The sequence below is a fragment of the Nocardioides conyzicola genome (assembly GCF_039543825.1).
Taxonomy (GTDB): Bacteria; Actinomycetota; Actinomycetes; order Propionibacteriales; family Nocardioidaceae; genus Nocardioides; species Nocardioides conyzicola.
On sequence record NZ_BAABKM010000001.1, the window covers coordinates 483,594 to 508,758 of the forward strand.

Annotated in this window: 22 protein-coding genes; 7 read left to right on the forward strand and 15 right to left on the reverse strand. The window is 72.7% G+C overall.

All coding sequences use genetic code 11. The features are described 5' to 3' along the window. The gene (locus tag ABEA34_RS02395; protein ID WP_345518857.1) at positions 1-3,198 is read right to left on the reverse strand and encodes an ATP-dependent helicase; all 3,198 of its coding nucleotides are present in this window, start codon (positions 3,196-3,198) and stop codon (positions 1-3) included. Beyond that, a complete protein-coding gene (locus tag ABEA34_RS02400; protein WP_345518859.1) occupies positions 3,195-6,422 on the reverse strand; it encodes an ATP-dependent helicase in 3,228 nt (1,075 codons plus the stop codon). The genes ABEA34_RS02395 and ABEA34_RS02400 overlap by 4 nt, the downstream gene beginning before the upstream one ends. A 46-nt stretch (positions 6,423-6,468) precedes the next feature. Between ABEA34_RS02400 and ABEA34_RS02405 the strand changes: the two genes are divergently transcribed. Beyond that, positions 6,469-7,062 (forward strand): DJ-1/PfpI family protein, encoded by a 594-nt coding sequence (locus ABEA34_RS02405; RefSeq protein ID WP_345518861.1) that lies wholly within the window; start codon positions 6,469-6,471, stop codon positions 7,060-7,062. Positions 7,063-7,133: 71 nt separating this feature from the next. Beyond that, on the forward strand, positions 7,134-8,291 hold the full coding sequence (locus tag ABEA34_RS02410; RefSeq protein WP_345518863.1) for a CaiB/BaiF CoA transferase family protein: 1,158 nt from the start codon (positions 7,134-7,136) through the stop codon (positions 8,289-8,291). Positions 8,292-8,514: 223 nt separating this feature from the next. Here the strand turns inward: ABEA34_RS02410 and ABEA34_RS02415 are convergent, their stop codons facing one another. The 3 genes from ABEA34_RS02415 to ABEA34_RS02425 are packed head-to-tail and all read right to left on the reverse strand — an operon-like array spanning position 8,515 to position 12,063. Beyond that, the gene (locus ABEA34_RS02415; RefSeq protein WP_345518865.1) at positions 8,515-9,972 is read right to left on the reverse strand and encodes a benzaldehyde dehydrogenase; all 1,458 of its coding nucleotides are present in this window, start codon (positions 9,970-9,972) and stop codon (positions 8,515-8,517) included. 49 nt (positions 9,973-10,021) lie between these two features. Continuing rightward, positions 10,022-11,116: a barbiturase gene (bar, locus tag ABEA34_RS02420; RefSeq protein WP_345518867.1), complete on the reverse strand. Its 1,095-nt coding sequence runs from the start codon at positions 11,114-11,116 to the stop codon at positions 10,022-10,024. A 14-nt stretch (positions 11,117-11,130) separates the two neighbouring features. Beyond that, positions 11,131-12,063: a carbamate kinase gene (locus ABEA34_RS02425; RefSeq protein WP_345518869.1), complete on the reverse strand. Its 933-nt coding sequence runs from the start codon at positions 12,061-12,063 to the stop codon at positions 11,131-11,133. Between the two features lie 147 nt (positions 12,064-12,210). Between ABEA34_RS02425 and ABEA34_RS02430 the strand changes: the two genes are divergently transcribed. Next, entirely contained in the window at positions 12,211-12,585 is a 375-nt protein-coding gene (locus tag ABEA34_RS02430; protein ID WP_345518871.1) for a DUF805 domain-containing protein, read from the forward strand. A gap of 6 nt (positions 12,586-12,591) precedes the next feature. Here ABEA34_RS02430 and ABEA34_RS02435 read toward each other — a convergent pair whose 3' ends face one another. From ABEA34_RS02435 to ABEA34_RS02445, 3 genes are read right to left on the reverse strand one after another with little or no spacing between them, the layout of a single operon-like run. Continuing rightward, the gene (locus ABEA34_RS02435; RefSeq protein WP_345518873.1) at positions 12,592-13,335 is read right to left on the reverse strand and encodes an SDR family oxidoreductase; all 744 of its coding nucleotides are present in this window, start codon (positions 13,333-13,335) and stop codon (positions 12,592-12,594) included. Beyond that, positions 13,332-13,739 (reverse strand): cupin domain-containing protein, encoded by a 408-nt coding sequence (locus ABEA34_RS02440; RefSeq protein ID WP_345518875.1) that lies wholly within the window; start codon positions 13,737-13,739, stop codon positions 13,332-13,334. The genes ABEA34_RS02435 and ABEA34_RS02440 overlap by 4 nt, the downstream gene beginning before the upstream one ends. A 12-nt stretch (positions 13,740-13,751) precedes the next feature. After that, the gene (locus tag ABEA34_RS02445) at positions 13,752-13,946 is read right to left on the reverse strand and encodes a hypothetical protein (RefSeq protein WP_345518877.1); all 195 of its coding nucleotides are present in this window, start codon (positions 13,944-13,946) and stop codon (positions 13,752-13,754) included. A gap of 265 nt (positions 13,947-14,211) precedes the next feature. Here ABEA34_RS02445 and ABEA34_RS02450 point away from each other — a divergent pair, with 265 nt between their 5' ends. Then, positions 14,212-14,337 carry a hypothetical protein gene (locus ABEA34_RS02450; protein ID WP_345518879.1) on the forward strand — a complete coding sequence of 42 codons (126 nt, stop codon included), beginning with the start codon at positions 14,212-14,214 and terminating at the stop codon, positions 14,335-14,337. An 82-nt stretch (positions 14,338-14,419) separates the two neighbouring features. On the opposite strand, the gene ABEA34_RS02455 is transcribed toward ABEA34_RS02450, so the two are convergent. Continuing rightward, entirely contained in the window at positions 14,420-14,989 is a 570-nt protein-coding gene (locus ABEA34_RS02455; protein ID WP_345518881.1) for a TetR/AcrR family transcriptional regulator, read from the reverse strand. A 118-nt stretch (positions 14,990-15,107) separates the two neighbouring features. On the opposite strand from ABEA34_RS02455, the gene ABEA34_RS02460 reads away from it, so the two are divergent. From ABEA34_RS02460 to ABEA34_RS02470, 3 genes are read left to right on the forward strand one after another with little or no spacing between them, the layout of a single operon-like run. Next, positions 15,108-16,280: an acetyl-CoA C-acyltransferase gene (locus ABEA34_RS02460; RefSeq protein ID WP_345518883.1), complete on the forward strand. Its 1,173-nt coding sequence runs from the start codon at positions 15,108-15,110 to the stop codon at positions 16,278-16,280. Then, positions 16,277-16,975, forward strand: coding sequence for an SDR family oxidoreductase (locus tag ABEA34_RS02465; RefSeq protein WP_345518885.1), 699 nt, complete (start codon positions 16,277-16,279; stop codon positions 16,973-16,975). Before ABEA34_RS02460 ends, ABEA34_RS02465 begins: the two co-directional genes overlap by 4 nt. Before the next feature lie 28 nt (positions 16,976-17,003). After that, complete coding sequence (locus ABEA34_RS02470; RefSeq protein WP_345518887.1) at positions 17,004-17,681, forward strand: TIGR00266 family protein; 678 nt, start codon at positions 17,004-17,006, stop codon at positions 17,679-17,681. Here the strand turns inward: ABEA34_RS02470 and ABEA34_RS02475 are convergent. From ABEA34_RS02475 to ABEA34_RS02500, 6 genes are all read right to left on the reverse strand, one after another. Then, positions 17,678-18,361, reverse strand: coding sequence for an NAD(P)H-binding protein (locus tag ABEA34_RS02475; protein WP_345518889.1), 684 nt, complete (start codon positions 18,359-18,361; stop codon positions 17,678-17,680). The genes ABEA34_RS02470 and ABEA34_RS02475 overlap by 4 nt on opposite strands. Beyond that, positions 18,351-19,052 carry a class I SAM-dependent methyltransferase gene (locus ABEA34_RS02480; protein WP_345518891.1) on the reverse strand — a complete coding sequence of 234 codons (702 nt, stop codon included), beginning with the start codon at positions 19,050-19,052 and terminating at the stop codon, positions 18,351-18,353. Before ABEA34_RS02480 ends, ABEA34_RS02475 begins: the two co-directional genes overlap by 11 nt. 45 nt (positions 19,053-19,097) lie before the next feature. After that, positions 19,098-19,772 carry a hypothetical protein gene (locus ABEA34_RS02485; protein WP_345518893.1) on the reverse strand — a complete coding sequence of 225 codons (675 nt, stop codon included), beginning with the start codon at positions 19,770-19,772 and terminating at the stop codon, positions 19,098-19,100. A gap of 64 nt (positions 19,773-19,836) precedes the next feature. Continuing rightward, positions 19,837-21,765, reverse strand: a complete 1,929-nt coding sequence (locus tag ABEA34_RS02490) for a hydantoinase B/oxoprolinase family protein (RefSeq protein WP_345518895.1) — start codon at positions 21,763-21,765, stop codon at positions 19,837-19,839. Next, positions 21,762-23,870 (reverse strand): hydantoinase/oxoprolinase family protein, encoded by a 2,109-nt coding sequence (locus ABEA34_RS02495; RefSeq protein WP_345518897.1) that lies wholly within the window; start codon positions 23,868-23,870, stop codon positions 21,762-21,764. Before ABEA34_RS02495 ends, ABEA34_RS02490 begins: the two co-directional genes overlap by 4 nt. Continuing rightward, positions 23,867-25,117 (reverse strand): amidohydrolase family protein, encoded by a 1,251-nt coding sequence (locus ABEA34_RS02500; protein WP_345518899.1) that lies wholly within the window; start codon positions 25,115-25,117, stop codon positions 23,867-23,869. Before ABEA34_RS02500 ends, ABEA34_RS02495 begins: the two co-directional genes overlap by 4 nt. Positions 25,118-25,165: the final 48 nt, after the last annotated feature.

Here is a 25,165-nt window from a genome sequence, read left to right on the forward strand (position 1 = left end):
TCAGGATGACCCAGATGGGGCACCCAGCAGGGCCTCGAGCTCGGCCCTCCCCGGCAGTCCTTCGGGCTCGACGAGGTCGCCGGTGCGGACGTAGTAGAACGCGGCGCGCACCCGCTCGAGGGGTACGTCGTGCAGCTCCGCCCAGGCCAGGCGGTAGATCCCCAGCTGGAGCGGGTCGGCGCTCGCCGACCGGTTGGTCTTCCAGTCGACGAGCAGGTAGCCACCGTCGCCCATCGTCTCGTCCGCGTAGACCGCGTCGATCCGGCCGCGGACCACCTGGCCGTCGAGGACGAGCGCGAACGGCGCCTCGACCTGGTGCGGGACGCGGGTCGCGAACGGGCCGGCCTCGAACGTGGCGATCAGGTCCTTGAGGTCGGCGTCGTCGTCGATGCCGGCATCGCCCCGCCCGGGCAGGTCGCCGTAGTCGAAGAGGTCCTGCTGGCCGAACCGCGCCTCGACCCACGCGTGGAAGCGGGTGCCGAACCGCGCCGCGGACGACGGCGCTCGCGGCATCGGCCGGGCCAGGTCGCGGGCGAACGTCTCGGGGTCCTCGTGCAGCCGACCGAGGGCCGTCGCGGACAGGCTGCTGGGCAGAGGTACGGCGATGTCCGAGCTGCGGTCGCGGCGCGCCTCGGCCAGCAGCCGGTCGAGCTCCGCGTCCCACTCGGCGACCCGGGCCGCCTCGATCATGTCCAGGCCGTGGTCGGCCGAGGCGGGGTCGACGTCGCGGACCCGCTGCGCGGCCGCGATCCGCAGTGCCGCCTCCCGTCCGGTGCCGGTCGGCGGCCACGGGCGGGACGGGTCGACGGCGTCGTACGGGTTGGGGTCGCCCTTGACCGGCTTGTCGAGCCAGCCGTCGTCGGGCTCGCCCCACGCGCGGAGCTGGTCGCGGACCGTCGCCTGGTAGGACGACGGCCCGAACGGCGTCGCGCGGGTGCTCCAGAGGTAGGACGTGACGGAGAGGTGGTGCGCCGCCCGGGTGAACGCGACGTACCCGAGCCGCAGCTCCTCCTCGGCGTCGTGGTCGCGGGTGTCCTGCCGGTAGGCGTCCAGCGCGGCCTTGTCCCAGCCCTGCAGCTGCGGCAGGTCGTGGGCGTCGCCGCGCAGCGGTGCCGGCAGGATCGACGGCGACGAGGTCCACAGCGTGCGCGACCGGTTGGACGGGAAGCGGGTCTCGCAGACCCCGACCAGGAAGACCGAGTCCCACTCCAGGCCCTTGGACCGGTGCACGGTCAGCAGCTTGACCGAGTCGGCCTCGGTCGGGGTGGCGACGTCGAGGCCGTTGCCCTGGTCGTCCTCCGCGGTCAGGTAGGCCAGCAGCGCGGGCAGCGTGACGTCACCGTCGACGGCCTGGAACTCCGCCACCGCCTTCACGAACAGGTCGAGGTTGTCGCGGCGGGCGGTCGCGGCCGGGCTGACCGCCGACGCGAGCTCGACGTCGGTGCCACTGGTGTCGATGATCCGGCGGACGATGTCGAGCAGGGGCTCCCCGACGTACGTCCGGAGCATGCGCAGCTCGCCGGAGAGCAGGGCGAAGCGCTCCAGGGCCTCGGCGGAGTAGGGCGCCTCCCCCGGGTCGCGGAGCGCGTCGTCGAGCGACGGGATCTCCGCGGGGTCGATGCCGTCGGCGATCTCGAGCAGGTGGTCGGTGATCGACGCCGACTCGCCGCCGCGCCCCTGCCGGCCGGCGATCTCGAGGGCGCGCCGACTCAGCAGCCGGAGGTCACGGGGCCCGATCGCCCAGCGCGGGCCGGTCAGCAGCGTCAGCAGCGAGGCGTTGGCGGTGACGTCGTGGAGCAGGTGCAGGGTCGCCACGACCTCGGCGACCTCCGGCAGCCGGAGCAGCCCGGAGAGGCCGACGATCTCGACGGGGACGCCGGCGCCGGTGAGCGCGTCGAAGACGTCCTCGGCGTGCGCGTTGTCGCGGGTGAGCACCCCGATCGCGGCCCACGACTCGTGGTGCGCCTCCTGGACCGCCGTCACGAGGTGGTCGAGCTCGTCGGCGTGGGTCTCGAAGACCCGCATCGCGACCGAGCCGACCTCGGCGCCGGGCTTGGCGACCAGGGGCTCGACCTGCTGGTACTTGTCGTAGAGCGGCGCCGCGAGCCGGTTGGCGACCTCGAGGATGCGGGCGTCGGAGCGGCGGTTGACGGTGAGCGGGTACGTCGGGACCGGGCCGGTCGCCGAGGGGAACGTGTCGCCGAAGTTGAGGATGTTGGAGACCGACGCGCCCCGCCAGCCGTAGATCGCCTGGTTGGGGTCACCGACCGCGGTGACGGCGTGCCCCTCGCCGAAGAGCCGGGACAGCATCGTGGCCTGGGCGACCGAGGTGTCCTGGTACTCGTCGAGCAGCACCACCTTGAAGCGCGAGCGCTCCAGCGCCCCGACGTCCGGCTGCTCGCTGGCGAGCCGGGCGCCGAGCTCGATCTGGTCGGAGAAGTCCATCAGCCCGAGGTCACGCTTCAGCCGGCGGTAGGCCTCGACCAGGCCGAGCAGCTCGGTGCGCCGGTCGATCGCGTGCATCGCCTTCTCGGGCGGCTCGCGGTAGGTGGTGCGGTTCTTGCCGGCCACCTCCTCGGCGAGCGCCCGCTCGAAGCCGACCCGGGCCTCCGCGTCGAGCGCGCGCACGGCGTCGGGCGAGACGAGGTGCTCGCTCATGGCGCTGTCGAGCGCGAGCAGGTTCTGGATCGCGGTCGCCGGGTGGTCGGTGAGGTGGCGGACCTCGCCGGTGAACCGGTCGACCGCGCGGGCGCCGAGCTGGTAGCGGGCCGCGTCGGTGATCACCCGGGTGTCGGGCTCGTGCCCGATCCGGAGACCGTGGTCGGTGAGCAGGGTCGAGGCGTAGGCGTTGTAGGTCGCGACGGTCGGCTCGAGGACGTCGTCGCTCTCGCCCGTCTCCTCCAGGGCACCCGCGGTGCTCAGCGCGCCGCGGATCCGGTGCCGCAGCTCGCTCGCGGCCTTGGTGGTGAAGGTCAGGCCGAGCACCTCGTCGGGACGCACCTGACCGGTCACCACCAGGTAGACCACCCGGGCGGCCATCAGCGTGGTCTTGCCCGAGCCGGCACCGGCGATGACCACCGCCGGGCTCAGCGGCGCCGAGATGGCCGCCCACTGCTGCTCGCTGGGCGCGTAGTCGGTCCTCATCACCCGCTGCAGGTCCGCGGGGGTGGCGATGTCCACGGTCACCGGTCCCGTCATTGCGACGTCACCGACCCGGCGCCCTTGATCGGGCAGATCGGCACGAAGCTGCACTCGCGGCAGTGCTGGCCGGCGACGGCGGGGAACTCCTCCGCGCGCAGCAGCGAGGCGGTGTGCCCCAGCCGCTCGCGCAGCAGCTCGCGGTCGGGACCGTCCTCCGGCTGGGGCGACTGGGGCTGGACGACCGCCTCCGGGCCGCCGTCGAGCATGCCGAGCTGGATCAGCTCGGCGCCACCGGCACGGGCCCCGCCCCCGACCAGCTCGTCGACGGCACCGTGGTCGACGGCGTACTGGTAGAGCCCGAGCTGGACGTGGCTCTCCACCGCCTTGTTGCTGGGCTTGGTGCGGCCGGTCTTGAGGTCGACCACGACGACGTTGCCGTCTGCGTCGAGCTCCAGCCGGTCGGCGTACCCGGTCAGCGTGACCTGCTCGCCGTCGTCGAGCCGGACCACGGTCGAGAACTGGGTCTCGGTGCCGACGAGCCGGCGCGGGTTGGTGACGTGCCATTGCAGGAACCGGCCGAGCGCCGCCCGCACTCGTTCGTGCTCGCGGGCCTTCGACCACGGCGTGCGGAAGTCGAGCCGGTCCCAGACGGCGTCGACGTGCTCCATCAGGACGTCGACCGCGGGCTCGACCTCACCGGTCGCGACGCGTTGCGCGAGCGCGTGCAGCAGCTCGCCGAGGTTGGCGGACTGGTGCGCACGGGCGACGCCGCCCGCCTCGCGCTCGAGGAACCACTGCGTCGGGCACACCAGCAGCGACTCGAGCACGCTCGCCGACACCGGCACCGGCTGGTCGGGGTCGCGCACCGGCTGCACCGACCGGCTGAGGGCGCGGGTGCCCCACCACGTCGACGGGTCGGCGCTCGGCACCAGCGCGCGGTGGCCGACCGACTCGCCCGCCAGCCGGGCGAGGCGGCGCGCGGCCGCGTCGCGCAGCGGCTGCGTGGTGTCGGGATCGGCGAGGGTACGGCGCAGCTCGCTGACGAGGCCGGGCATCGAGAGAGGGCGCAGCGGCCGGCCGACCACCTTCTCGACGGTGACGCCGAGCTCGTCGAGGAAGCGCGACGGCTGCTCGCCGTCGTCCTCGGCCGACGCGACGGCCGTGACGACCAGACGCTGCCGGGCGCGGGTGCACGCGACGTAGAAGAGCCGTCGCTCCTCCATCAGCAGCTCCCGGGTCGACACCGGCGGGACGAGGCCGTCCTCGCCGATCCGGTCGGCCTGGAGCAGGGTCGAGCGGCGGCGCAGGTCGGGCCAGCCCTCCTGCTGGACGTGGGCGACGACGACGAGGCGCCACTCCAGCCCCTTGGAGCGGTGCGCGGTCAGCAGGCGTACGGCGGCGCCGCGGGCGCCCCGGTCCGCCAGCGTGTCGGCCGGGATCTGCTGCTGCACCAGGGTCGCCAGGAACGCGCGGACCCCGACGTGGTCGCGCTGCTCCTCGGCCCGTGCGGCCACCTCGAAGAGGGCGCAGACCGAGTCGAGGTCGCGGTGCGCCCGGCGGGCGGCACCTCCGCCGAGGTCGACCGAGCGGCGCAGCCGCGCCGGCCAGCCGGTGCGGGACCAGAGGGTCCAGAGCAGCTCCTCGGCCGACCCGCCCGCGGCCAGCTCCTCCCGGGCGTCGACGAGGAGCTGGGCGAGCGAGCGGGCGCGGACCACCTCGGGTCCCTCGAGGCCGTCGAGGCAGGCGGGCTCGACGACGGCCGCGCGGACCAGCTCGCGCGAGGTGCGGGGCGCCCGCTCCTCGGCCTTGCTCTGCTCCTTCTCGCGGGCGCGCAGCTGCCGCGCCAGGCGGCGTACGTCGCCGGCGTCCAGGCCGCCGAGCGGGCCGAGCAGCAGCGCCTCCGCGCGGGCCGGGTCGACGTAGTCGAGGTGGTCGACCTGGGTGTTGTCGAGGTTGACCACGGCCCGCAGCGCGTCGATCAGCGGCAGCACCGCGGGGTCGCGGACGAGCGGCACCTCGTCGCTGGCGACCTCGACCGGGACACCGGCCGCGCCGAGCGCGCGGCGGAGCGGCGGGATCGACGTACGCCCGGAGCGGACCAGCACGGCCATGTCGTCCCAGGCGATGCCGTCCTCGAGGTGCGCGCGACGGAGCAGGTCAGCGAGGTGCTCGGCCTCGGCCCGCTCGGTGTCGAAGGTGCGGACGACCACCCGGCCGTCGCCCAGCTCGTGGGGCGCCGCCTGCGGGTCGAGGAACGCCTCTCGCGCCTCGATCGGGATGGAGCCCGGCAGCGCCAGCCGGTGCGCGAGCCGCTGCGACGCGACCAGCACCCGCGGGCCGAACCGACGGGTCGTGCGCAGCGCGACCACGTCGGCGGGGGCACCGTCCGCGCGGGGGAACTCGGTCGGGAAGTCGAGGATGCCGCGCACCTCGGCGCCGCGGAAGCCGTAGATGGACTGGTGCGGGTCGCCGACGACCGTGAGGTCGCGGCCGTCGCCGCCGAGCGCCCGGAGCAGCGCGACCTGCCCGGGATCGGTGTCCTGGTACTCGTCGACGAAGACGTGGCGCAGCCGGGCGCGCAGCTCGTCGCGGTGGACCTCCGCCTCGATCGTCGCTCGGCGGATGAGGTCGGCGTAGTCGATGGCTCCCTGGCTGTCGAGGCTGTCGAGGTACTGGTCCAGGAAGAGCCCGGCGGCCACGAACTCCGGCAGCCCCTCGGCCTCGCCGAGCCGGCGCAGCTCCTCGCCGTCGAGGCCCTTCTCGCGGGCGCGGGACAGCACGGTGTGCACCTCGCGCGCGAAGCCGCGGGTGCCGAGCGCCCGGGACAGGGAGTCGGGCCAGGTGACCGACTCCGGGTGGTCGGTGAGCAGCTCGCGGAGCACGACGTCCTGCTCGGGTGCGCTCAGCAGCCGCAGCGGCGCCTCGTAGAGCTCCGCCGGCGCGTAGCGGCGGATCAGCGCGTAGGCGAACGAGTGGAAGGTCGAGCTGAGCGTGGTCGACATGGTCCGACCGAGCCGGGCGGTGACCCGGTCGCGGAGCTGCTCGGCGGCCTTGCGCGAGAAGGTGAGTGCCAGGACCTCGTCGGGCCGGGCGCCCCGGTGCTCGATCCGGTCGACGATCGCCTCGACCAGGGTCGTGGTCTTCCCGGTGCCGGGACCGGCGAGCACCAGCAGCGGTCCGCCGGGGTGGTCGACGACGCGCTGCTGGTGCTGGTCGAGCGTGGGCACGTCGACCGCGACGTCGGGCCGCACCAGGCGGTACGTCGTCGCAGAGGTCGTCATGTGGCTACCCAACCACCCGACGCCGACACGTCGGGACAATGACCCCATGAGCAGTCACCGCACCGTTGCCATCCTCGCCTTCGACGACATGGAGGTGCTCGACTTCGCCGGCCCCTACGAGGTCTTCAACGTGGCCGGGGAGCTGGGCGAGGGCAGCCCCTTCTCCGTGTTCTCGGTCGGGCTCACCGAGGCCCCCGCGGTCGGTCGCGGCGGGTTCACCGTCACGCCGACGTACTCCCTCGACGACGCGCCGCCGGCGGACGTGCTCGTCATCCCCGGGGGCGCCGGGACCCGGCCCCTGCTGCAGGACGAGCGGCTGCTCGCCTGGCTGCGCGAGCGCGCGGCCGAGGTCGAGCTGCTCCTCTCGGTCTGCACCGGGGCGCTGCTGCTGGGTGCTGCCGGTCTGCTCGAGCGGAGGTCGGCGACCACGCACCACGACGCGTTCGACGAGCTGGCCGCGCTGTCGCCGACGACGAAGGTGGTGCAGGGCCAGCGGTTCGTCCGCAGCGACGAGCGGATCGTGACGTCCGCCGGGGTGTCCGCGGGTGTGGACGCCAGCCTGTACGTCGTGCAGGAGCTCACCGGGCCGGAGACCCGCGACCGCACCGTGTCCGAGATGGAGTGGATGTGGCAGTCCTGAACCCCCGCCGTACGTCGTCGTTGGCACCTCTGGCCGTTTGCGGGGTCGGTCGGGCTCAGTAGCGTGCAGGCATGACCGACGGCCCGCTCTCCGACCTGATCGTCCTCGACCTGACCCGCGCGCTCGCCGGCCCGCACGCCGCGATGATGCTCGGCGACATGGGGGCCCGGGTCATCAAGATCGAGTCGCCGACCGGGGACGACTCGCGCGGCTGGGGCCCGCCGTTCGTCGGCGCGGACGACGAGCGCGAGTCGACGTACTTCATGTCGGCCAACCGCAACAAGGAGTCGCTGGTCCTCGACCTCAAGGCCGATGCCGACCAGGACGTGCTGGCGCGCCTGGTGGAGCGCGCCGACGTGCTGATGGAGAACTTCCGGGTCGGGGTGCTCGACCGGCTCGGCTTCCCGGTCTCGCGGCTGCACGAGCTCAACCCGGGCCTGATCATCTTGTCGATCACCGGCTTCGGGCACGACGGGCCGGAGGCCAAGCGCGCCGGCTACGACCAGATCGCGCAGGGCGAGGGCGGGCTGATGTCGATCACCGGCACCGCCCAGCCCACGAAGGTGGGGGTGCCGATCGCCGACCTGATCGCCGGCATGAACGGGGCGTACGGCGTGCTCGCGGCCCTGCACGAGCGGACCCGGACGGGCCTGGGCCGGGTCGTCCGGACCTCGCTCCTGGCCGGCATGGTCGGGGTGCACGCCTACCAGGGCACCCGCTGGACCGTCGGGGGCGAGGTGCCCGGTCTCGCGGGCGACCACCACCCGTCCATCTCGCCGTACGGCATGTTCGCGACGGCGACGGCGCCGGTGCAGATCGCGTGCGGCTCGGAGGGGCTGTGGCGTGCGCTGTGCGGAGCCTTCGGCTGGGATCCCGCCGAGCCGGAGTTCGCGACCAACGCGCTGCGGGTGGCCAACCGCGACGCCCTGATCGAGCGCATGGAGACGTTCTTCGCCGACGAGCCGGCCGAGCACTGGCTCGCGGCGCTGTCGGTGGCCGGCGTGCCGTCGGGCAAGGTGCGCTCGATGGACGACGTCTACAGCTGGGACCAGGTGCTCTCCCAGGGGCTCCTGCTGACCGTCGACCACGCGACACAGGGCTCGCTGGACCTGCCGGGCTCGCCGATCCGCTTCGACGACAACCCCTACTCGGGGGGTCGGTCCGAGCACCTCGCTCCCCCGACGCTCGGCCAGCACGACGCGTCGATCCGCGAGTGGCTCGACTCGTGAGCCGCGACCGGCACGCCTCGCACCAGGCGTCCCACGACGCCGTCCGTGTCGGCGTGCACCGGTGGCCGGGGCTGCCGGCTCGCTGGCGCCCGGCGTGCGGATGTTCGACTTCGTCTGACGCGTGGGTTGTCCGCCGAAACCCGCGGACACGCCGGTGCTGCACCGGCGTGTCCGCGGGTTTCACCGGGCACCCGGTGAAACCCGCAGCCGATCTGTCGACGGCTCAGAAGGGGTACGGCGCGACGTCCGGCCGCATCGTGAGCCACTGGATCTCGGTGAAGGACTCGATGTTGGCCTGAGCGCCGCCGACGCGCGACCCGTTGCCGGACGACTTGGTGCCACCGAAGGGCGCGTTCGCCTCGTCGGAGACGGTCTGCTCGTTGATGTGCACCTTGCCGGAGCTGACGCGGTCGGCGAGACGCATCGCCTCGCCGACGTCACCGAGGATGCCGACGGACAGCCCGTACTCGTTGTCGTTGACGAGCGCGACCGCCTCGTCGAGGGTCGAGTACGACACGACCGGGGCGACCGGGCCGAAGATCTCCTCGGTCCACGCCGGGTTGTCGCGGGCGACGTCCGCGAGCACGGTGGGCTGGTAGTAGGGGCCGTCGTTGGTGCCGCCGGCCAGCAGCCGGGCACCGTGCTGGACCGCGTCCTGGACGATGGCGTCGATGTGCTTGAGCTGCTTCTCGTCGATGATCGGGCCGAGGGCCACCGTGCCCGACTTCGGGTCACCGACGGGCAGGTGCTGCGCCTTCTCGGCGAGGGCCGCGACGTACTCCTCGTAGAGCGACTCGTGCACGATGTGGCGCCCGGACGTCATGCAGATCTGGCCCTGGTGCATGAACGAGCCGAAGGCGCCGGCACTGGCCGCCCGGGCGACGTCGGTGCCGGGGAGCACCACGAGCGCGTTGTTGCCGCCGAGCTCGAGGTGCGCGCGCTTGAGGCCGCGGGCGGCGGCCTCACCGACCTTGCGTCCGGCCGCGGTGGAGCCGGTGAAGGCGATGACGGCGACCTCCGGCGCCTCGACGACCGCCGCCCCGATCTCGCCGCTCCCCGGGAGCAGCGAGAGCAGCCCGTCGGGCAGACCGGCCTCCTGGAAGACCCGGACCAGCACGACGCCGCCGCAGACCGCCGTGCGCGGGTCCGGCTTGAGGAGCACGGCGTTGCCGAGCGCCAGCGCGGGCGCGACGGCGCGGATGCTGAGGATGAGCGGGAAGTTGAAGGGCGCGATGACGCTGACGACGCCGACCGGTCGCCGGCGGGCGAACGACCAGCGATCCTCGTTGGAGGTCAGCACCTCGCCCGCGGGGTGGCCCGGGAGCCCCGCGGCCTCGAAGCACTCCGCGGCGGCGATGTGGGTCTCGAGACCGGCCTTCGGCGGGATGCCGCCGGACTCGCGCACGATCCAGCCCTGGATCTCCTCGGCATGATCCTCGAACAGCTGGCCCGCCCGACGCAGCACGGCCGCGCGCTCCTCGGGCTTGCGGGACGCCCACTCCCGCTGCGCCTCCGCGGCCCGGGTCGCCGCACGCCGTACGTCGTCGGGCGAGGCGACGCCGTACTCGCCCAGCGTGTCGCCGGTCGCGGGCTCGACGGACCGCGCCGTGCCGCCGGCGCCGTCCGTCCAGCCGTCGATGAAGATCTTGCCGGTCCAGGTCTCAGCGTCGAGGAGCGTCATGCCCCCGAGTGTTGCTCGGTCGACCCCACGAGACCAGGGACGCGACCTCTCAGCCCAGGTCGACGATCGCGGCCACGGGGCCGCCACCGTCGGGTCCCTGGTGGGCGGCCGAGACGGAGACGAAGACCGCGGGGTCGCCGGTGACGGCAGCGGTGACGCCCCCGACGGCGGCCTTGATCTGCCGGTGCCAGTGCACGTCGGAGTCGTCGAGCATCGCGTTGCGGCGACCGCGGACCTGGCCGTCCTGCGACACCTCGCACTTGAGGAACACGTTGACCAGGCGGCCGTCGAGGTCGCTCGTGCGCGGCCGGTCCGGCAGGTCGAGGCCGGCGTCCTTGATGGCGGCCCAGATGCCGTCGGAGTCGAGCGCGTCCTTCATCACCGAGTGGCCGACGCGGTAGCGGCCGCCGACCCCGGTCGCGTTGCCGACCACGACGACCTGCGCCTGGTCGAGCTCGACCCCCGAGGAGCAGGAGGCGACCGCGGAGAAGAGCGACCGGTCGTGCATGACGTCGGCGTCGGTCGGCATCTCGATCTCGCCGAGCGCGACCGCGATGCCGAGGGCCGTGGTGCCGTTGGAGAGATCCATCGACTCGTGGGTGTGCTCGGTCCAGACGGTCTTGCCGCGCGACTTGGCGTCGCGGATCGTGTGCACGGTCAGCAGCGGCGTCTTGGTCTGCACGTAGTGGACATCGGCGACGTCGGTGATGCCGGCCCGCTCCATCGCCACCTTCACGGCGTCGGCGACCTTGGTGACCATCGCGACCCGGCCGATGTCCTCGGGCAGCAGCACCTCGCTCATCGCGAAGCCCACGGTCAGCCGCGGCTCGTCGGTCGGCTCGGCGTCGGTGGTCGCGAAGATCGTCGCGTGCGGGCTGATCACGCCGTCGGTGCCGCCGGACCACACGATCGGGACCTGCTTGACCTGGTCGGCGGGCGCACCCTTCTCGATCAGCACCTCGCGGAACGCGCGGTCGGAGATGATCCGGGTGTAGTCGTTGACGCCGCCGTTGCCCTCGGTCTTGCCGATGATCGCGATCACGCGGGACGCCTCCATCACGCCGTCGTCGATGAGCTTCGCGAGCTCGCTGGCGTCGGCGACGGAGTGGATCGGGACCTTGCGTACTTCGATGGCGTCAGGCATGGCAGTCCTTGCTACTAGTTGGGTACGACGACGGTCCCGGTCGCACCGGTCACCGCCTCGGAGAGATGAGCGAGATCGGTGATCACGGCGCGGGCACCGCCGCCCTCGACGAACCGGCAGGCGGCGTCGACCTTCGGGCCCATCGAGCCGCTGGCGAAGTGTCCGTCCGCGGCGTACGCCCGCAGCTCGGCGGCCGTCACGACGCCGACGTCGCGCGCCTGCGGCGTCCCGAAGTGGAGCACGGCGTGGGTGACGTCGGTGCCGATCACCAGCACGTCCGCGTCGACGGTGCGAGCGAGCAGGGCCGCGCCGAGGTCCTTGTCGATGACCGCCTCGACGCCGCTGAGGGTGCCGTCGACGGCCCGGACGACGGGGATGCCGCCACCACCGTTGGCGATGACCACGAACCCGGCGTCGACCAGCGCCCGCGCGGCCGGGGCGTCGATGATGTCGAGCGGCTCCGGCGAGGCGACGACGCGGCGCCAGCCCTTCTCGCCACGGTCCTCCCAGGTCTCGCCGTGCTCGACGAGCAGTGCGGCGTCGGCGGCGGGCAGGAACCGGCCGATCGGCTTGGTGGGCCGGGCGAAGCCCGCGTCGTCGGCGGAGACGAGGGTGCGGGTGACCACGGTCGCCGTACGCCGGTCCAGCCCGCGCCGCGCGAGCGCGGCGTCGAGGGCGTCCATCAGCACGAAGCCGAGCGTCGCCTGGGTCTGCGCACCGCACCAGTCGAGCGGCACGGGGGGTACGACCGCGGCGGCCAGCTCGTTCTTGACCAGGAGGTTGCCGACCTGGGGGCCGTTGCCGTGCGTGACCACGACGTCCACGTCCTGCTCGAGCAGGTCGGCGACCGCCTCCATCGCGACGGCCGCGGCGGCGATCTGGTCCTCGGGCCGGGCTCGCCCGTCCGCCGTCATGGCGTTGCCGCCGAGCGCGAGCAGGACCCTCATGCCTCGAACCTAGTGACCTCCCGGCTGCCGAGCGACGGCAGGAGTTGCCAACAGAAGCCGGCCCAGTCGAGTACGAAATGCCGCGATCCGCTGCGCGGTCGGACCGGTCCTGCCATCCTCCCGATGCGCCCATCTCGAGGAGGACCCATGACGTTCGGCGACGCGGTCAGCGTGTGCTTCAGCAAGTACGCCACCTTCGCCGGGCGGGCGACCCGTCCGGAGTACTGGTGGTTCTTCCTCTTCGGCACGATCGTCTCGGTCATCACCACGGTCATCGACTCCGCCGCCGGCCTGCAGTGGGACGACAGCGCCTACGGGCCGGTCAGCGCCCTCGGGAGCCTCCTCGTGCTGCTGCCGACCCTGGCGGTCGGCAGCCGTCGCCTGCACGACACGGGTCGGACCGGGTGGTGGCAGCTGCTCTTCCTCCTGCCGTGCATCGGTCCGATCATCCTGATCGTGCTGTTCTGCCAGGCCGGCGAGCGCCGCCCCAACAAGTACGGCGACGGAGCAGCGGCGTACTGAGCCGCGTCACCGACCGCCGGCGACCCGCAGCGTCGTGCCGGTGACGTACGACGCCTCGTCGCTCATCAGCCAGCCCACCGCGTCGGCGACCTCGTGCGGCTCGCCGGCCCGGCCGAGCGGCACCAGCGGACCGACCCGGTCGAGGCGGCCGGGCTCACCGGCATCGGCGTGGATGGTGGTGCGCACGATGCCGGGCGCGACCCCGACCACCCGGATGCCCTCGGCCGCGACCTCCTGGGCGAGGCCGACGGTCAACGTGTCGACGCCGGCCTTCGCCGCGGCGTACTGGACGTACTCCCCCGCCGCGCCCAGCGTCGCCGCGCCCGAGCTGATGTTCACGAGCACGCCGCCCTCGCCGCCGTACGACGTGCCGAGGGTGCGCACCGCGGCGCGGGCGACGAGAAGGGCGGAGGTCAGGTTGAGGTCGACGGTCGCCGCGACGATTTCCGGCGGCGTCTCGGCGAGCGGGCCGATGTGCAGGGTGGCGCCCGCGTTGTTGACCACGCCGGTCAGGCGGCCGTGGGTCGCCGCCGCCGCGAAGAGCCGGTCGACGCCCTCGGGGTCGGTCAGGTCGGCGCGGACGACGGCGCACCGCGCGCCCGCGTCCTCGACCGCGAGCCGCGCCTCCTCGGCGGCGCCGTCGTCGCGCGCGTAGCCGAGCACCAGGTCGTGCCCGTCGCGGGCCAGGCGCATCGCGATCGCCGCCCCGATGCCGCGCGTGCCGCCGGTGACCAGCGTCAGCCGGCTCACGGCTCGAGCTCGAAGTCATCGAAGTCGAAGCCCGGTGAGACCAGGCAGCTGACGAGCGCGTCGGCGTCGCCGGGGACCGTGCGCTGCCAGACCCCGGCGGGCACGTGCGCCTGCGGGTGGTCGGCGTCGACCACCGTGCTCGACCCGAGCTCCGGCGTCGCGCCGCCACCGCCGAGCTCGAGGGTGACGGCGCCCGTGTGCGCCATCCAGAGCTCGTCGGACGCGACCTTGTGCCAGGCCGACGACTCCCCCGCCGGCAGCAGGAAGTAGATCAACGTCGCGGTCGGGCGCACCCGGCCGTCGGGCAGGGTCACGTCGACCGGGGACCGCCAGGTCTGGCGGTACCAGCCGCCCTCGGGGTGCGGCGCCAGGTCGAGCGCCCGCGCGAGCGATGGCTGAGGCATGCTCCGAGTCTGTCAGTCGGGGAGCCCCGCGCGCACCAGCACCGCCACCGCCGCCAGCGTGGACGAGACGCCCAGCTTGCGCTTGATGTCGGCGAGCACCGAGACCGGCGCAGCCTCTGGGGCCAGCTCGCCCCTGCTCAGTCGTTCGAGCACGGCCATCTCGAGCTCCGTCAGCCGGCCGAGACGTTCGCAGAGCTGATGACGCACGCTCGGATCAGGATGTCCACTCGACAAGGCTCTCCTCCTCGGCACACCCCCCGGAACGCCGATTCGCATCGTTCCTGCCCGGTCATGACCACTTCCACACCTGGATCGTGACCCATGCCTCATTCCGGGCCGCGCCCGTGACGAAACGCCCGGCAGTCCGGTTGACCCATCGGGCAACGACCACGGCCCTCATCGCAAGGCCTTCAGAATTCAGGAGCCAATGGCAGTCATCCACCGAGTTCTCACCGTGCATGCGGGGACCAGCATGCCGGTCCAGCTCGCCCTGCTCGACGCGATCGAAGGCGCGCTGCAGGGCCAGGGCGTCTCACGGATCTGGATCGACGCCGGCACCAGACCCGACCTGGTCGTCCTCGCCGAGTTCGACGACTGAGCCAGGTCAGGCCCGCCATGCAAGGCGTGCGGCGCCGAGGACATCAGCCGGAGACGCGGCCGGGTCTGTCACCGTGGAGCGGCTACGCGGCGGCGAGCAGCTCCTGCACGAGACCCACGGCGGTCGTCGCCGCCTCCGTGCGGTCGCCGTACGGCGCGCTCGCGTACATCCCCTCGATCGCCAGCCAGATCCGCTCGGCCATCAGGTCCGGGTCGTCCACGCCCAGCCGCGCCACCAGCGCGTCGACCTGCCGCCGGAGGGCGCGGATCTCGGTCAGGGCGAACCGGCCCGGCACGTCGGCCGGGTCGCGCATCTCCCGCAGGTAGTTGCGGAACGGGCACCCACGGAAGCCACGCGCGGCGACCCGGTCGGCCACCTCGCGGGTGATCGCGACCAGGGCGGCGCTGGGGATCTTGTCCAGGCCCTCGACCGCGACCTCCATCGAGCCGTCGAGCTCCTCGGCGAAGCGCTGGAGGTAGGCCAGGACCAGGTCGTCCTTGCTGGGGAAGTGCCGGTAGAGGACGTTCTTGCCGCAGCCCGCGGCGGTCACGATCTCGGCCATGCCGACCGCCCGGATCCCGCGCGTGTAGAAGAGCGTGCTCGCGGCGGCGAGGATCCGGTCGCGGGTGGCGGGGTCGGCGGAGCGGGGCATGGGGCGATCGTACGGACCGATCGGTCCAATTCCAGGTCGCCGGGAATGAAAGCGTCGCGTCGGTGGCTGGGAGACGTGACGGACCGATCGGTCCGCATCACTCTCCCAGGAGGTAGCCATGCGCGACGCCGTCATCGTGGACGCGGTCCGCACCCCGCTCGGCAGGGGCAAGCCCGGCGGTGCGTACGCCGACGTGCACCCGGTCGACCTGCACGCCCACGCCCTGAAGAGCCTCGTCGAGCGGGTGGGTCTCGACCCCGCCGAGATCGACGACGTGATCGGCGGCGTCGTCGGCCAGGTCGGCGAGCAGAGCACCAACACCACCCGGATGGCCGCGCTGGCCGCCGGCTTCCCCGAGTCGGTCCCCGGCGTCACCGTCGACCGTCAGTGCGGCAGCAGCCAGCAGGCGTTGAGCTTCGCCGCCCAGGGCGTCGTCGCCGGCGCGTACGACGTCGTCGTCGCCAGCGGCGTCGAGTCGATGAGCCGGGTGCCGATCGGCAGCTCCCAGCTCGGCCGCGACTTCGCCGGGCCGTCGGTCGCGGCGCGCTACCCGGGCGGCCTCGTCCCCCAGGGCGTCAGCGCGGAGCTGATCGCCCAGAAGTGGGGCCTGTCCCGCGAGCAGCTCGACGAGTTCGCGTTCACCAGCCACCAGCGGGCCGCCGAGGCCTGGAGGCAGGGTTGGTTCGACGCCGAGGTCGCACCTCTGAACGACCTGCGCACCGACGAGACGATCCGCCCCGAGACGACTATGGAGGCGCTCGCCGGGCTGCGCACGCCGTTCGCGGACCCGCACTGGGAGCAGCGGTTCGGGCACATCGACTGGAAGGTCACGGCCGGCAGCAGCTCGCCGTACAACGACGGATCGGCGGCGCTGCTCGTCACCAGCAGCGAGGTCGCGGCCGCCCACGGCTGGACCCCGCGCGCCCGCATCCACACCGCGACCGTCGCGGCCGACGACCCGATCCTGATGCTGACCGGCATCATCCCGGCGACCGCGAAGGTCCTGCAGCGCGCGGGCCTGAGCATCGCCGACATCGACGCGTTCGAGGTCAACGAGGCCTTCTCGCCCGTCGTGCTCGCCTGGCAGGCCGAGACCGGCGCCGACCTCGCCAAGGTCAACGTCCACGGTGGCGCGATCTCGATCGGCCACCCGCTCGGCGCCTCGGGCGCACGTCTCGCCACCACCCTGCTCGGCGTCCTCGACCGGACCGGCGGCCGCTACGGCCTCCAGACCATGTGCGAGGCCGGCGGCACCGCCAACGCCACCATCATCGAAAGGCTCGACTCATGACCATCTCCCTCGGCCAGTCCAACGTCCTCGTCACCGGCGCCAACCGCGGCCTCGGCAAGGCATTCGCCGAGGCGCTCGTGGCCGCCGGCGCGACCGTGTACGCCGGAGCCCGCGACCCGGAGTCCGTGACCACGCCGGGCGTGACCGCCGTCCGCCTCGACGTCACCGACCCGGCGTCCGTCGCCGCGGCGGCCGCCGAGCTGGGCGACGTCACCGTCGTGGTCAACAACGCCGGCATCGGGCGCAGCGGCTCGCTGCTGACCGGCGAGTCGCTGGACGGCTTCCGCGAGGAGCTCGAGACCAACGTCATCGGGCCGCTCCACGTGACCCGCGCCTTCGCCCCGGTCCTGGCGGCCAACGGCGGCGGCGCGATCGTCAACATCCACTCGGCGCTCTCCTGGATGACCAGCCCGCAGGTCGCCGGCTACTCCGCGACCAAGGCGGCGCTCTGGTCCCTGACCAACGCGACCCGCGGCGAGCTGCGCGAGCAGGGCACGCTCGTCGTCGGTGTCCACGTCGGCTACATGGACACCGACATGACCGCCGACGTCACGGCGCCGAAGTCCGAGCCGGCCGACCTCGTGGTCCAGGTGCTCGACGCGCTCGAGAAGGGCGAGGAGGAGGTCCTCGGCGACGAGACCAGCCGCTTCGTGAAGTCCGTCCTGTCCGGACCACCTGCGCAGCTGGTCCTCTGATCGCGCGCGGGCGGCCTACTGTCGGTCCATGCAGACCGAGATCCTCTACAGCCCGGCGTACGCCGCCGCCAAGCTCACCATGTCCGCAGGGGAGGTCGTCCGCGCCGAGTCCGGGGCCATGCTCGCCATGTCACCCGGCATCGCCATGGAGACGACCACCCAGGGCGGCATCCTCAAGGGCCTCAAGCGATCGGTTCTGGGCGGTGAGTCGTTCTTCATGAACACCTTCACCGCCCAGTCCGACGGCGCCGAGCTCTACCTCGCGCCGACGCTCTCCGGCGACATCGTGCACTGGCCGCTCAACGGGACGCTCTTCGTGCAGTCCGGCTCCTACCTCGCGTCGTCGAGCGGCATCGAGATCGACACCAAGTGGGGCGGCGGCAAGACCTTCTTCTCCAGCGAGGGCCTCTTCATGCTGCGCGTCGCGGGCCAGGGCGACTTGGTGCTGTCGAGCTACGGCGCGATCCACTCGATCGACCTGCAGCCCGGCCAGACCTACACGGTCGACACCGGCCACATGGTCGCGTGGACCGAGGGCATCCAGTACAACGTCCGCAAGGTCGGCAACTGGAAGTCGACCTTCTTCTCCGGCGAGGGACTGGTCTGCGACCTGACCGGCCCCGGGCGGATCTACCTGCAGACCCGCAGCCAGGACGCGTTCCTGAGCTGGCTGATCCCGCAGCTGCCGACCCAGAGCAGCAGCTAGGTCTCCTTCCCCAGCAAGGCGCTGAGCGGGAGCGTGCCGACCGGGAGCCCGTGCCGGTCGTAGTACGCGAACATCGCGCTCAGCCACGCGTGCGTGCCGGGGTCGTCCACCCGTTCGGCGGCGACCCCGGCCTCCGCCGCGAGCTCGGCGACGGTCGCCACCCGCGACGCCAGCTCGTACGTCGCGCCGACGTGGCCGTCGTCGAGCAGCACCGTCGCGGCGGCGGCGCCGAGGTCGGCGAGGTCGAGGAAGCCGAAGGTCGCGTGCACGTCGTACGGCACCCGCACCGGCCCGCTGAGGTCGAGGTTCTGCAGGTAGGCGCCCGGCTGGAGGATCGTCCACGCCAGCCCCGAGCGCCGTACGACGTCCTCCGCCGCGGCCTTGCCCAGGTGGTGCGGCATCGCGGGGACGTAGGGGGACGCGACGGAGTGGTAGACCATCCGGCCCACCCCCGCCTCCTGGGCCGCGACCACCACGTCGGCGACGTACTCCGGCTCGTCGGGATGCAGGTTGGGCGCGATCACGTACGCCGCGGCACAGCCGGCCAGGGCACCCGCCAGGTCGGACCACTCGGCGCGACCGAGCGGCACGCCGACCACGCCCCGGTCCTCGAGGGCGGCCGTCACCGCACGTCCGGTCTTGCCCCGGCCCCCGAGCACCCCGACCCGGCTAGTCGTCATCGCCGACGTACGTGCCCCGTCGCTTGCCGATGGACCGCCGGCCGGTCTTCTCGGCGTGCGGCGGCGCCACGGTGCCCCGCTCGAACACGATGATGCTGTCGTAGAAGTGCATGGACCGGGTGGTGCGGGTGAACTCGTCCACGACGAGGTCCGGATCGGTCGAGTGCCAGGCGTTCAGCTGGTCGGTGAGCCCCTTCGCGTACTCCACGAAGGTGCCCGGACGCCGGTAGCCGCCACCGAACGACTTCCAGTAGCTCGTGTGCAGGTCCTCGACCAGGTACACCCCGTCGGTGCTCATCTGCGGGTAGAAGACCTCGAACGTCGCGATCTGCTGACCCATCGTGTGGCCGCCGTCCTCGATCAGCACGTCCACCGGCCCGATCTCGTCGGCGATCGACTGGAGGAACGCGCGGTCCTCCTGGTCGCCGATGAAGATCGTCGCGTACCGCCCACCGAGCCGTGCGCAGCGCGGGTCGATGTCGACGCCGTACAGCCGCACCTTGCGGCCGAAGTAGTTGCGCCACATCTGCAGCGAGCCGCCGTGGCTGACCCCGAACTCCAGGACCGTCACCGGCTTGCCCCGGAACCGCTCGAAGTGCCGGTGGTAGATGTCGAAGTAGTGGACCCACTTGTGGATCAGCCGCTTCTGGTTCGAGCGGAAGTACGTCTCGAGGGGGTTGTCGGCGGACATCGTGCTCCCGAGTGAGGGCGGTGGTGGACCCGGACGCACCGGAGCCTAGCGAGAGTCCGGCGCCTCCTCGTCGAATCGCGGGTCGGCCAGGAGGTACTGCCCCATCCGCCCGGGACGCTTCTTCGGCTCCGGGACGGGTCCGGGCACCATCCGGCCCTCGGCCGCGTCCCAGAACCCGTCGACCGCGTGCATCACGCGCCGGGCGACGGCGCCCAGCGCGCCGGTGTGCGGCGTGTACGGGTGCGGGCGGCTCGGCGCCGTGAGCTCCACGTCGACGAGCCGGTGGGCGAGCGCGTCGAGGTCGTCGTCGGGCAGCGTCGCGGTCAGCCGGCTCCCGAGCACCTGCTCGTGCCGATGCTGGTCCGCCATCGCGGTCGCCACGTCGGCCCACACGTCCGTCCAGCCGTACGGCCGCTCGTAGACCGACCCGTACTCGTGCGCCTTCACGTGCACGAGCACGACCTCCAGCGCCTTGCTCGAGCGGAGGTAGTCGTGCACGAGGGACCCGCCGTCGACGACCTGCCGCCGGGTCGGTGGCAGCAGCACCGCGTCGACCGCGTGCAGGTGCCTGCTCGTGATGGCCAGGAAGGCGTCGATCCGCTCGTGCCCGTCACGCGGCCGGTCGCGGGCGGCCCCCATCGACCGTGCGTCGGCGAGCCGGCCCCGGAGCCGTCCCTGCGTGTGCTGGATCGCGTCGTGGAGGACATCGGTCGTGCCCATCGGCATCACCTTCTTCGTGCGCCGCGCCTCCATCGTGCGCCTGCGCAGGTGCCGACGACAAGGCTCAGACCAGGTCGACCTCGGCGTACGCCGCCCCGTCGGCCAGCGCCGCGTAGCCGGGACCACGGTCGAAGAAGGCCTCGGACCCGGCCGGGCGGGCGGCCCGCTCGGCGGTCGTCGCGGCCTCGTCGTACGACAGCGAGTCGTCCTCGAGCGAGCCGGTGAGGACCACGCCGTACGCCGTGAGCGCGGCCTGCGGCGAGACCTTCCGCCAGACGACGTCGCGGACGACCAGCGCGGGGTCGCGGTCGAGCGGGTTGCCCCAGCCGCCACCGCCGGTGGTGCGGATCCGGATCACCTCGCCGGCCGCGACCGGCTCGGCGTCGGCGAGGGCGTCGACCTCGCGCTCGTTCGGGCCGCCGGCGTCGATGACGACCTGGAACGGCTGGCCCGCGAGCCCGCCCTTCACGCCCCAGCAGGCCAGGATCGACCGGTCCGCGATGGACATGAAGTGGCCGTCCTTGAGCATCCGGATGTGCTTCTCGTAGCCGAGGCCGCCGCGGAACTGACCGGCTCCCCCGCTGTCCATGGCCAGCGACAGCGACTCCACCCGGAAGGGGAAGCGCGCCTCGGTGAACTCGGAGGGCAGGTTGCGCGAGTCGGGGACGACGTGGATCGTGTCCTCGCCGTCGGCGTAGTAGCGGCCGCCGGAGCCGCCACCGAGGACCTCGCGCATCAGGTAGGGCCGGCCCTCGAGGTCGTCGCCGTAGACGCCGGTGTAGCGGATCGTCTCCTGGTCGGCGGGCATCCGGCCGTCGACGGCCTTGGCGACCACGCCGGCGAGCACGCCGAGCAGCCGCAGGATCACGAAGGTGCGCGCGTTGGTCGGCGCCGGGAAGACCGGCGTGAGCAGGGTGCCGGGCGGCGGGAAGCGCATCTCGATCAGCGGCACGATGCCCTCGTTGACGTCGAGCTCGGCCATCCGCTCGGGGTCCTTCGCGAGGTTGCGCAGGATCGGGGCGAGCCACTTCTTCAGGAAGACGCCGTCGCTGTAGTCGCCGCAGTGGTTGATCGGGCCCTTGGCCTGCGGCGAGGTGCCGCCGAAGTCGAGGATCAGCCGCTCGCCGTCGGGGTCGTCGGCGGGCGTCCGGGTGAGGGTGATCCGCTGGGTGTGCAGCATCGGCTCGTCGACGCCGTCGTGCTCGGCGTAGTCCTCCCAGACCCACTCCCCGACCGGGATCTGGCTGAGGATCTCGCGGCGGTAGGTCTCGGTGGTGCGCGAGATGATCGCGTCGAAGCACGACTCGACCGTGGCGACGCCGTACCGGTCGAAGAGCTCGCCGAGCCGTCTCGCTCCCATCAGGCAGGCCGAGCACTCGGCGTCGAGGTCGGCGGCCAGCGACTCGGGCATGCGCGAGTTGCGGGTCATGATGCTGAGCGCCGCCTTGTTGGGCACGCCCGCGTCCCAGAGCCGGATCGGCGGGACCATCAGGCCCTCCTCGAAGACGCTGGTGGCGTTGGAGGGCATCGAGCCGGGCACGGCGCCGCCGATGTCGTCGTGGTGCCCGAAGGCCTGGACGAACGCGACGACCCTGCCCTCGGAGAAGACCGGGACCGTGACGCAGAGGTCGGGCAGGTGGCCGATGCCGCCCTCGGAGCGGTAGACGTCGTTGTGGAAGAAGACGTCGCCGGGCTGCATCTCGTCGATCGGGAAGTCGCGGGCGACGGGGTGGACGAGGGCGGAGTACGAGCGGCCGGTGAGCTTGCGCAGCAGCCGGTCGTGGATGCCCGCGCGGAAGTCGTGGGCGTCGCGGATCATCGGGCTGCGGCTGGTGCGCCCGATCGCGGTCTCGACCTCCATCTCGACGCTCGCCAGGGAGCCCTGGACGATCTCGACGAGGACCGGGTCGGCGCTCGCGCCCTGGTCGTCGGTGAGGTGGCCGAACGGGAAGTCGGTCGGTGCCCTGCGGCTCTCGCCGGTGGTCGCGCTCATGCGTCGCTCCTGGTCACGATGATGTTGAGGTACTCGTCGACGCGGGCGGTGAAGCCCGGGTGCAGCGGCACCGTGGACCCGAACTCCTCGATGATCGCCGGGCCGGTCACGACCGTGCCCGGTGGCAGGTCGGCTCGCCAGAGCACCGGCGCCTCGACGTACCCCTCTCCTGCGTCGAAGCACACACGTCTCGTCGAGTCGGGACCTGTGACGCTCGAGTCGGGACTTCTGTCCGCCGAAACTCCGGACTCAACCGTCAGAAGTCCCGACTCGACCTTCTGGATCTCCGGGCGCTGGATCGGGCCGATGCCGGACACCCGGAGGTTGACCCACTCGACCTGCTGGGTGGGGTCGCCGGAGAAGTCGTAGCCGTACGTCGCGCGGTGCTCGGCGTGGAAGGCGTCCGCGACCGCGGTCGGGTCGAGCTCGCCCTCGCCGACGGGCACCCGCACCTCGAAGGCCTGGCCGAAGTAGCGCAGGTCGGCGGTGCGGACGAACTGGTGCTCCGCGGGTGCGAAGCCCTCCTTGGCCAGCGCCTCCGCTGCCTGGGCGGCGAGACCGTCGAAGATGCCGGTCACGGCGACCGGGTCGAGCTGCTCCGCCAGCGTCACGTGGGTCCGCACGTAGTCGTTCTTGACGTCGACCGTCAGCAGGCCGAACGCCGAGACGTTGCCCGGGTTGGGCGGGACCAGCACGGCCGGCAGGCCGAGCACGTCGACGAGCCGGCACAGGAGCAGCGAGCCCGAGCCGCCGAAGGTGGTGAGCGTGAAGTCGCGTACGTCGAGCCCGCGCTTGACCGTGACCTGGCGCAGGGCGTTGGCCTGGTTCCACGCCGAGATCTCGAGGACGCCGGACGCGCACGCCTCGGGCGTCATCCCGAGCTCGCGCGCCAGGGCCTCGATGCCGGCGTGGGCCGCGTCGACGTCCAGCGGGATCTCACCGCCGAGCAGGTGCGGAGGGATCCGGCCGAGGAAGACGTGAGCGTCGGTGATGGTGACCTCGGTGCCGCCCTTGCCGTAGCAGATCGGGCCGGGGTCGGCGCCGGCCGACTGCGGGCCCACCTTGAGCGTGCCCTCGGGCGAGAGCCAGGCGATCGAGCCGCCTCCCGCGCCGACGGTGACGACGTCGATCATCGGGATCTTCGACGGGAACGCGCCGACGGAGCCCTCAGTCGTCAGCGTCGGCTCGCCGTCGATGACCACCGAAACGTCGGTCGACGTACCACCGCCGTCGGAGGTCAGCACCTTGTCGAACCCGGCGACCTGCGCGATCAGCGCAGCCCCGAGCGCGCCGGCCGCGGGGCCGGAGAGCACGGTGGTGATCGGCTGGTGCACGACCTCGTCGGCGGAGAGCACGCCGCCGTTGGACTTCATCACGTAGAACGGGATGACCCGGTCGTCGAGCTGCTCGAGGCGCGTCTTGATGTTGGTGACGTACGCCGAGAGCCGCGGCTTGACGGCCGCGTCGACGAGGGTCGTCATCGCCCGCTCGTACTCGCGGTACTCGCGCAGCACCTGGCTCGACAGCGACACCACGGCGTCGGGGTGCTCCTCGGTGAGGATCGCGCGCATCCGCTCCTCGTGGACCGGGTTGGCGTAGGCGTGCAGGAAGCAGACACCGAGGGTGTTGACGTCCTGCGCCCTGAACCAGCGGGCGACCGCGCGCGCACCGTCCTCGTCGAACGGCCGCACCTCGTCGCCGTTGACGTCGAGGCGACCCTCGACGCCCTTGACCCGGTCACGGGGCACGATGCGCTCCGGCTTCACCCAGAAGTAGGAGTTGCCGTAGCCGTCGGGCACGGACTGCCGAGCGATCTCGAGCATCGCCTCGTAGCCGGTGTTGGTGATGAACCCGAGCCGGTCGACCTTGCCCTCGAGCAGCTGGTTGGTGGCGACCGTGGTGCCGTGGCTGACCGCGTCGATGTCGGCCCCGGTCGCGCCGAGCAGGCCGAGAACCTTGTCGATGCCCGCCAGGAAGCCGTCGGCCGGGTTGCTCGGCGTCGACGGCGTCTTCGTGGTCACCAGCTCGCCGCTGTCCTCGTCGAAGGCGACCACGTCGGTGAACGTGCCGCCCGTGTCGATGCCGATCCGGATCCGCCGGGTCATGAGTTCTCCTGCTCCAGGTGGGCCAAGTGGAAGGTGGTGCTGGACGTCGAGCTCGCGACCAGCCTGCCCGACGCGACGACGTACGCCGGCGCCTCGTGGTGCGTGAGCACGGCCCGCAGGCCGGCGTGGTGGTGGACGACCAGGTCGGCGTTGCCGCCCTGCTCCAGGCGGTGGCCGACGATCCCGAGGACCCGGGCCGCGGTGGTGGTGACGGCGTCGTACACGAGGTCGATGCCAGCGGTGTCGACCGCCTCCAGGGCGTGGGCCGCGAGGAACGCCACCTCGACCATGTTGTGCCGGCCGAACGGGTAGTAGGCGTCCTCGATGTCGTCCTGGCCGAGCGCGACCGGCAGCCCCATCGCGGTCAGCTCGCGCACCGGCAGGTGCAGCGGGCCGGTGTGCGGGTCGCTGACGAAGCCCAGGCCGGCGCGCCGGGCGATCCCCGCGAGCCGTTCGAGGGAGGGCCGGGGGTAGAGGCCGACCGCGCGGGCGTGGTTGGCCACCCCGCGCCCGACGAGTCCGTGCTCGAGCATCGCGGCGGCCAGCATCTCCGTGGTCCGCAGGCCCGGGTCCCCGGCGTCGTCGACGAGCATCGCGACCCGGCGGTCGTGGGCGGCGGCGAGGGCGCACATCCGGCGGACGTGCTCGCGGGCCTCGGCGTCGGTGTGCTCGATCCAGGGGATGCCGCCGACGACGTCCGCGCCCAGGTCGACGGCCTCGCGCACGAGGTCCTCGGCGCCGGGGTCGCAGAGCAGGCCGTCCTGCGGGAACGCGACCACCTGCAGGTCGACCACGCCGCGGAGCTCGTCGCGCAGCGTCAGCAGCGGGATCACGCCCTCCAGCCCCGCCCGGGTGTCGACGTCGGCGAAGGCGAGCACGTGGCGGACGCCGTACCGCACCGCCTCCATGACCGCCCGACGGGCGTTGACCGCGATCCAGGTCCGGTCGTAGCCGGCCTTCACCGCCGACGCGAGCTCGATGGAGGTGCGGGCCGAGCCCATGTCGCCCGAGGTGTACGCCGTCAGCGCGGCGTCGCCGATCCGGTCCAGCGTGTGCACCTTGTCGAGGTGCATGTGCCCGTTGGCGAAGCTCTCGGTGACCAGGCCACCGGCGGCGTCCAGCTCCACGGCACCGCTGACGCGGTCCTGGGTCACGGCGCTGATGCGGCCGTCGTCGACCGCGACGTGCCAGCGGCCGTCCCGTCCACGGAGCGTCGCGTCCGCGACGACGAGCTTATGGGTGGGCACGACTCGATTCAACCGGCCCCGGTGCGGCCCGGCCACGGCAGACCTTGC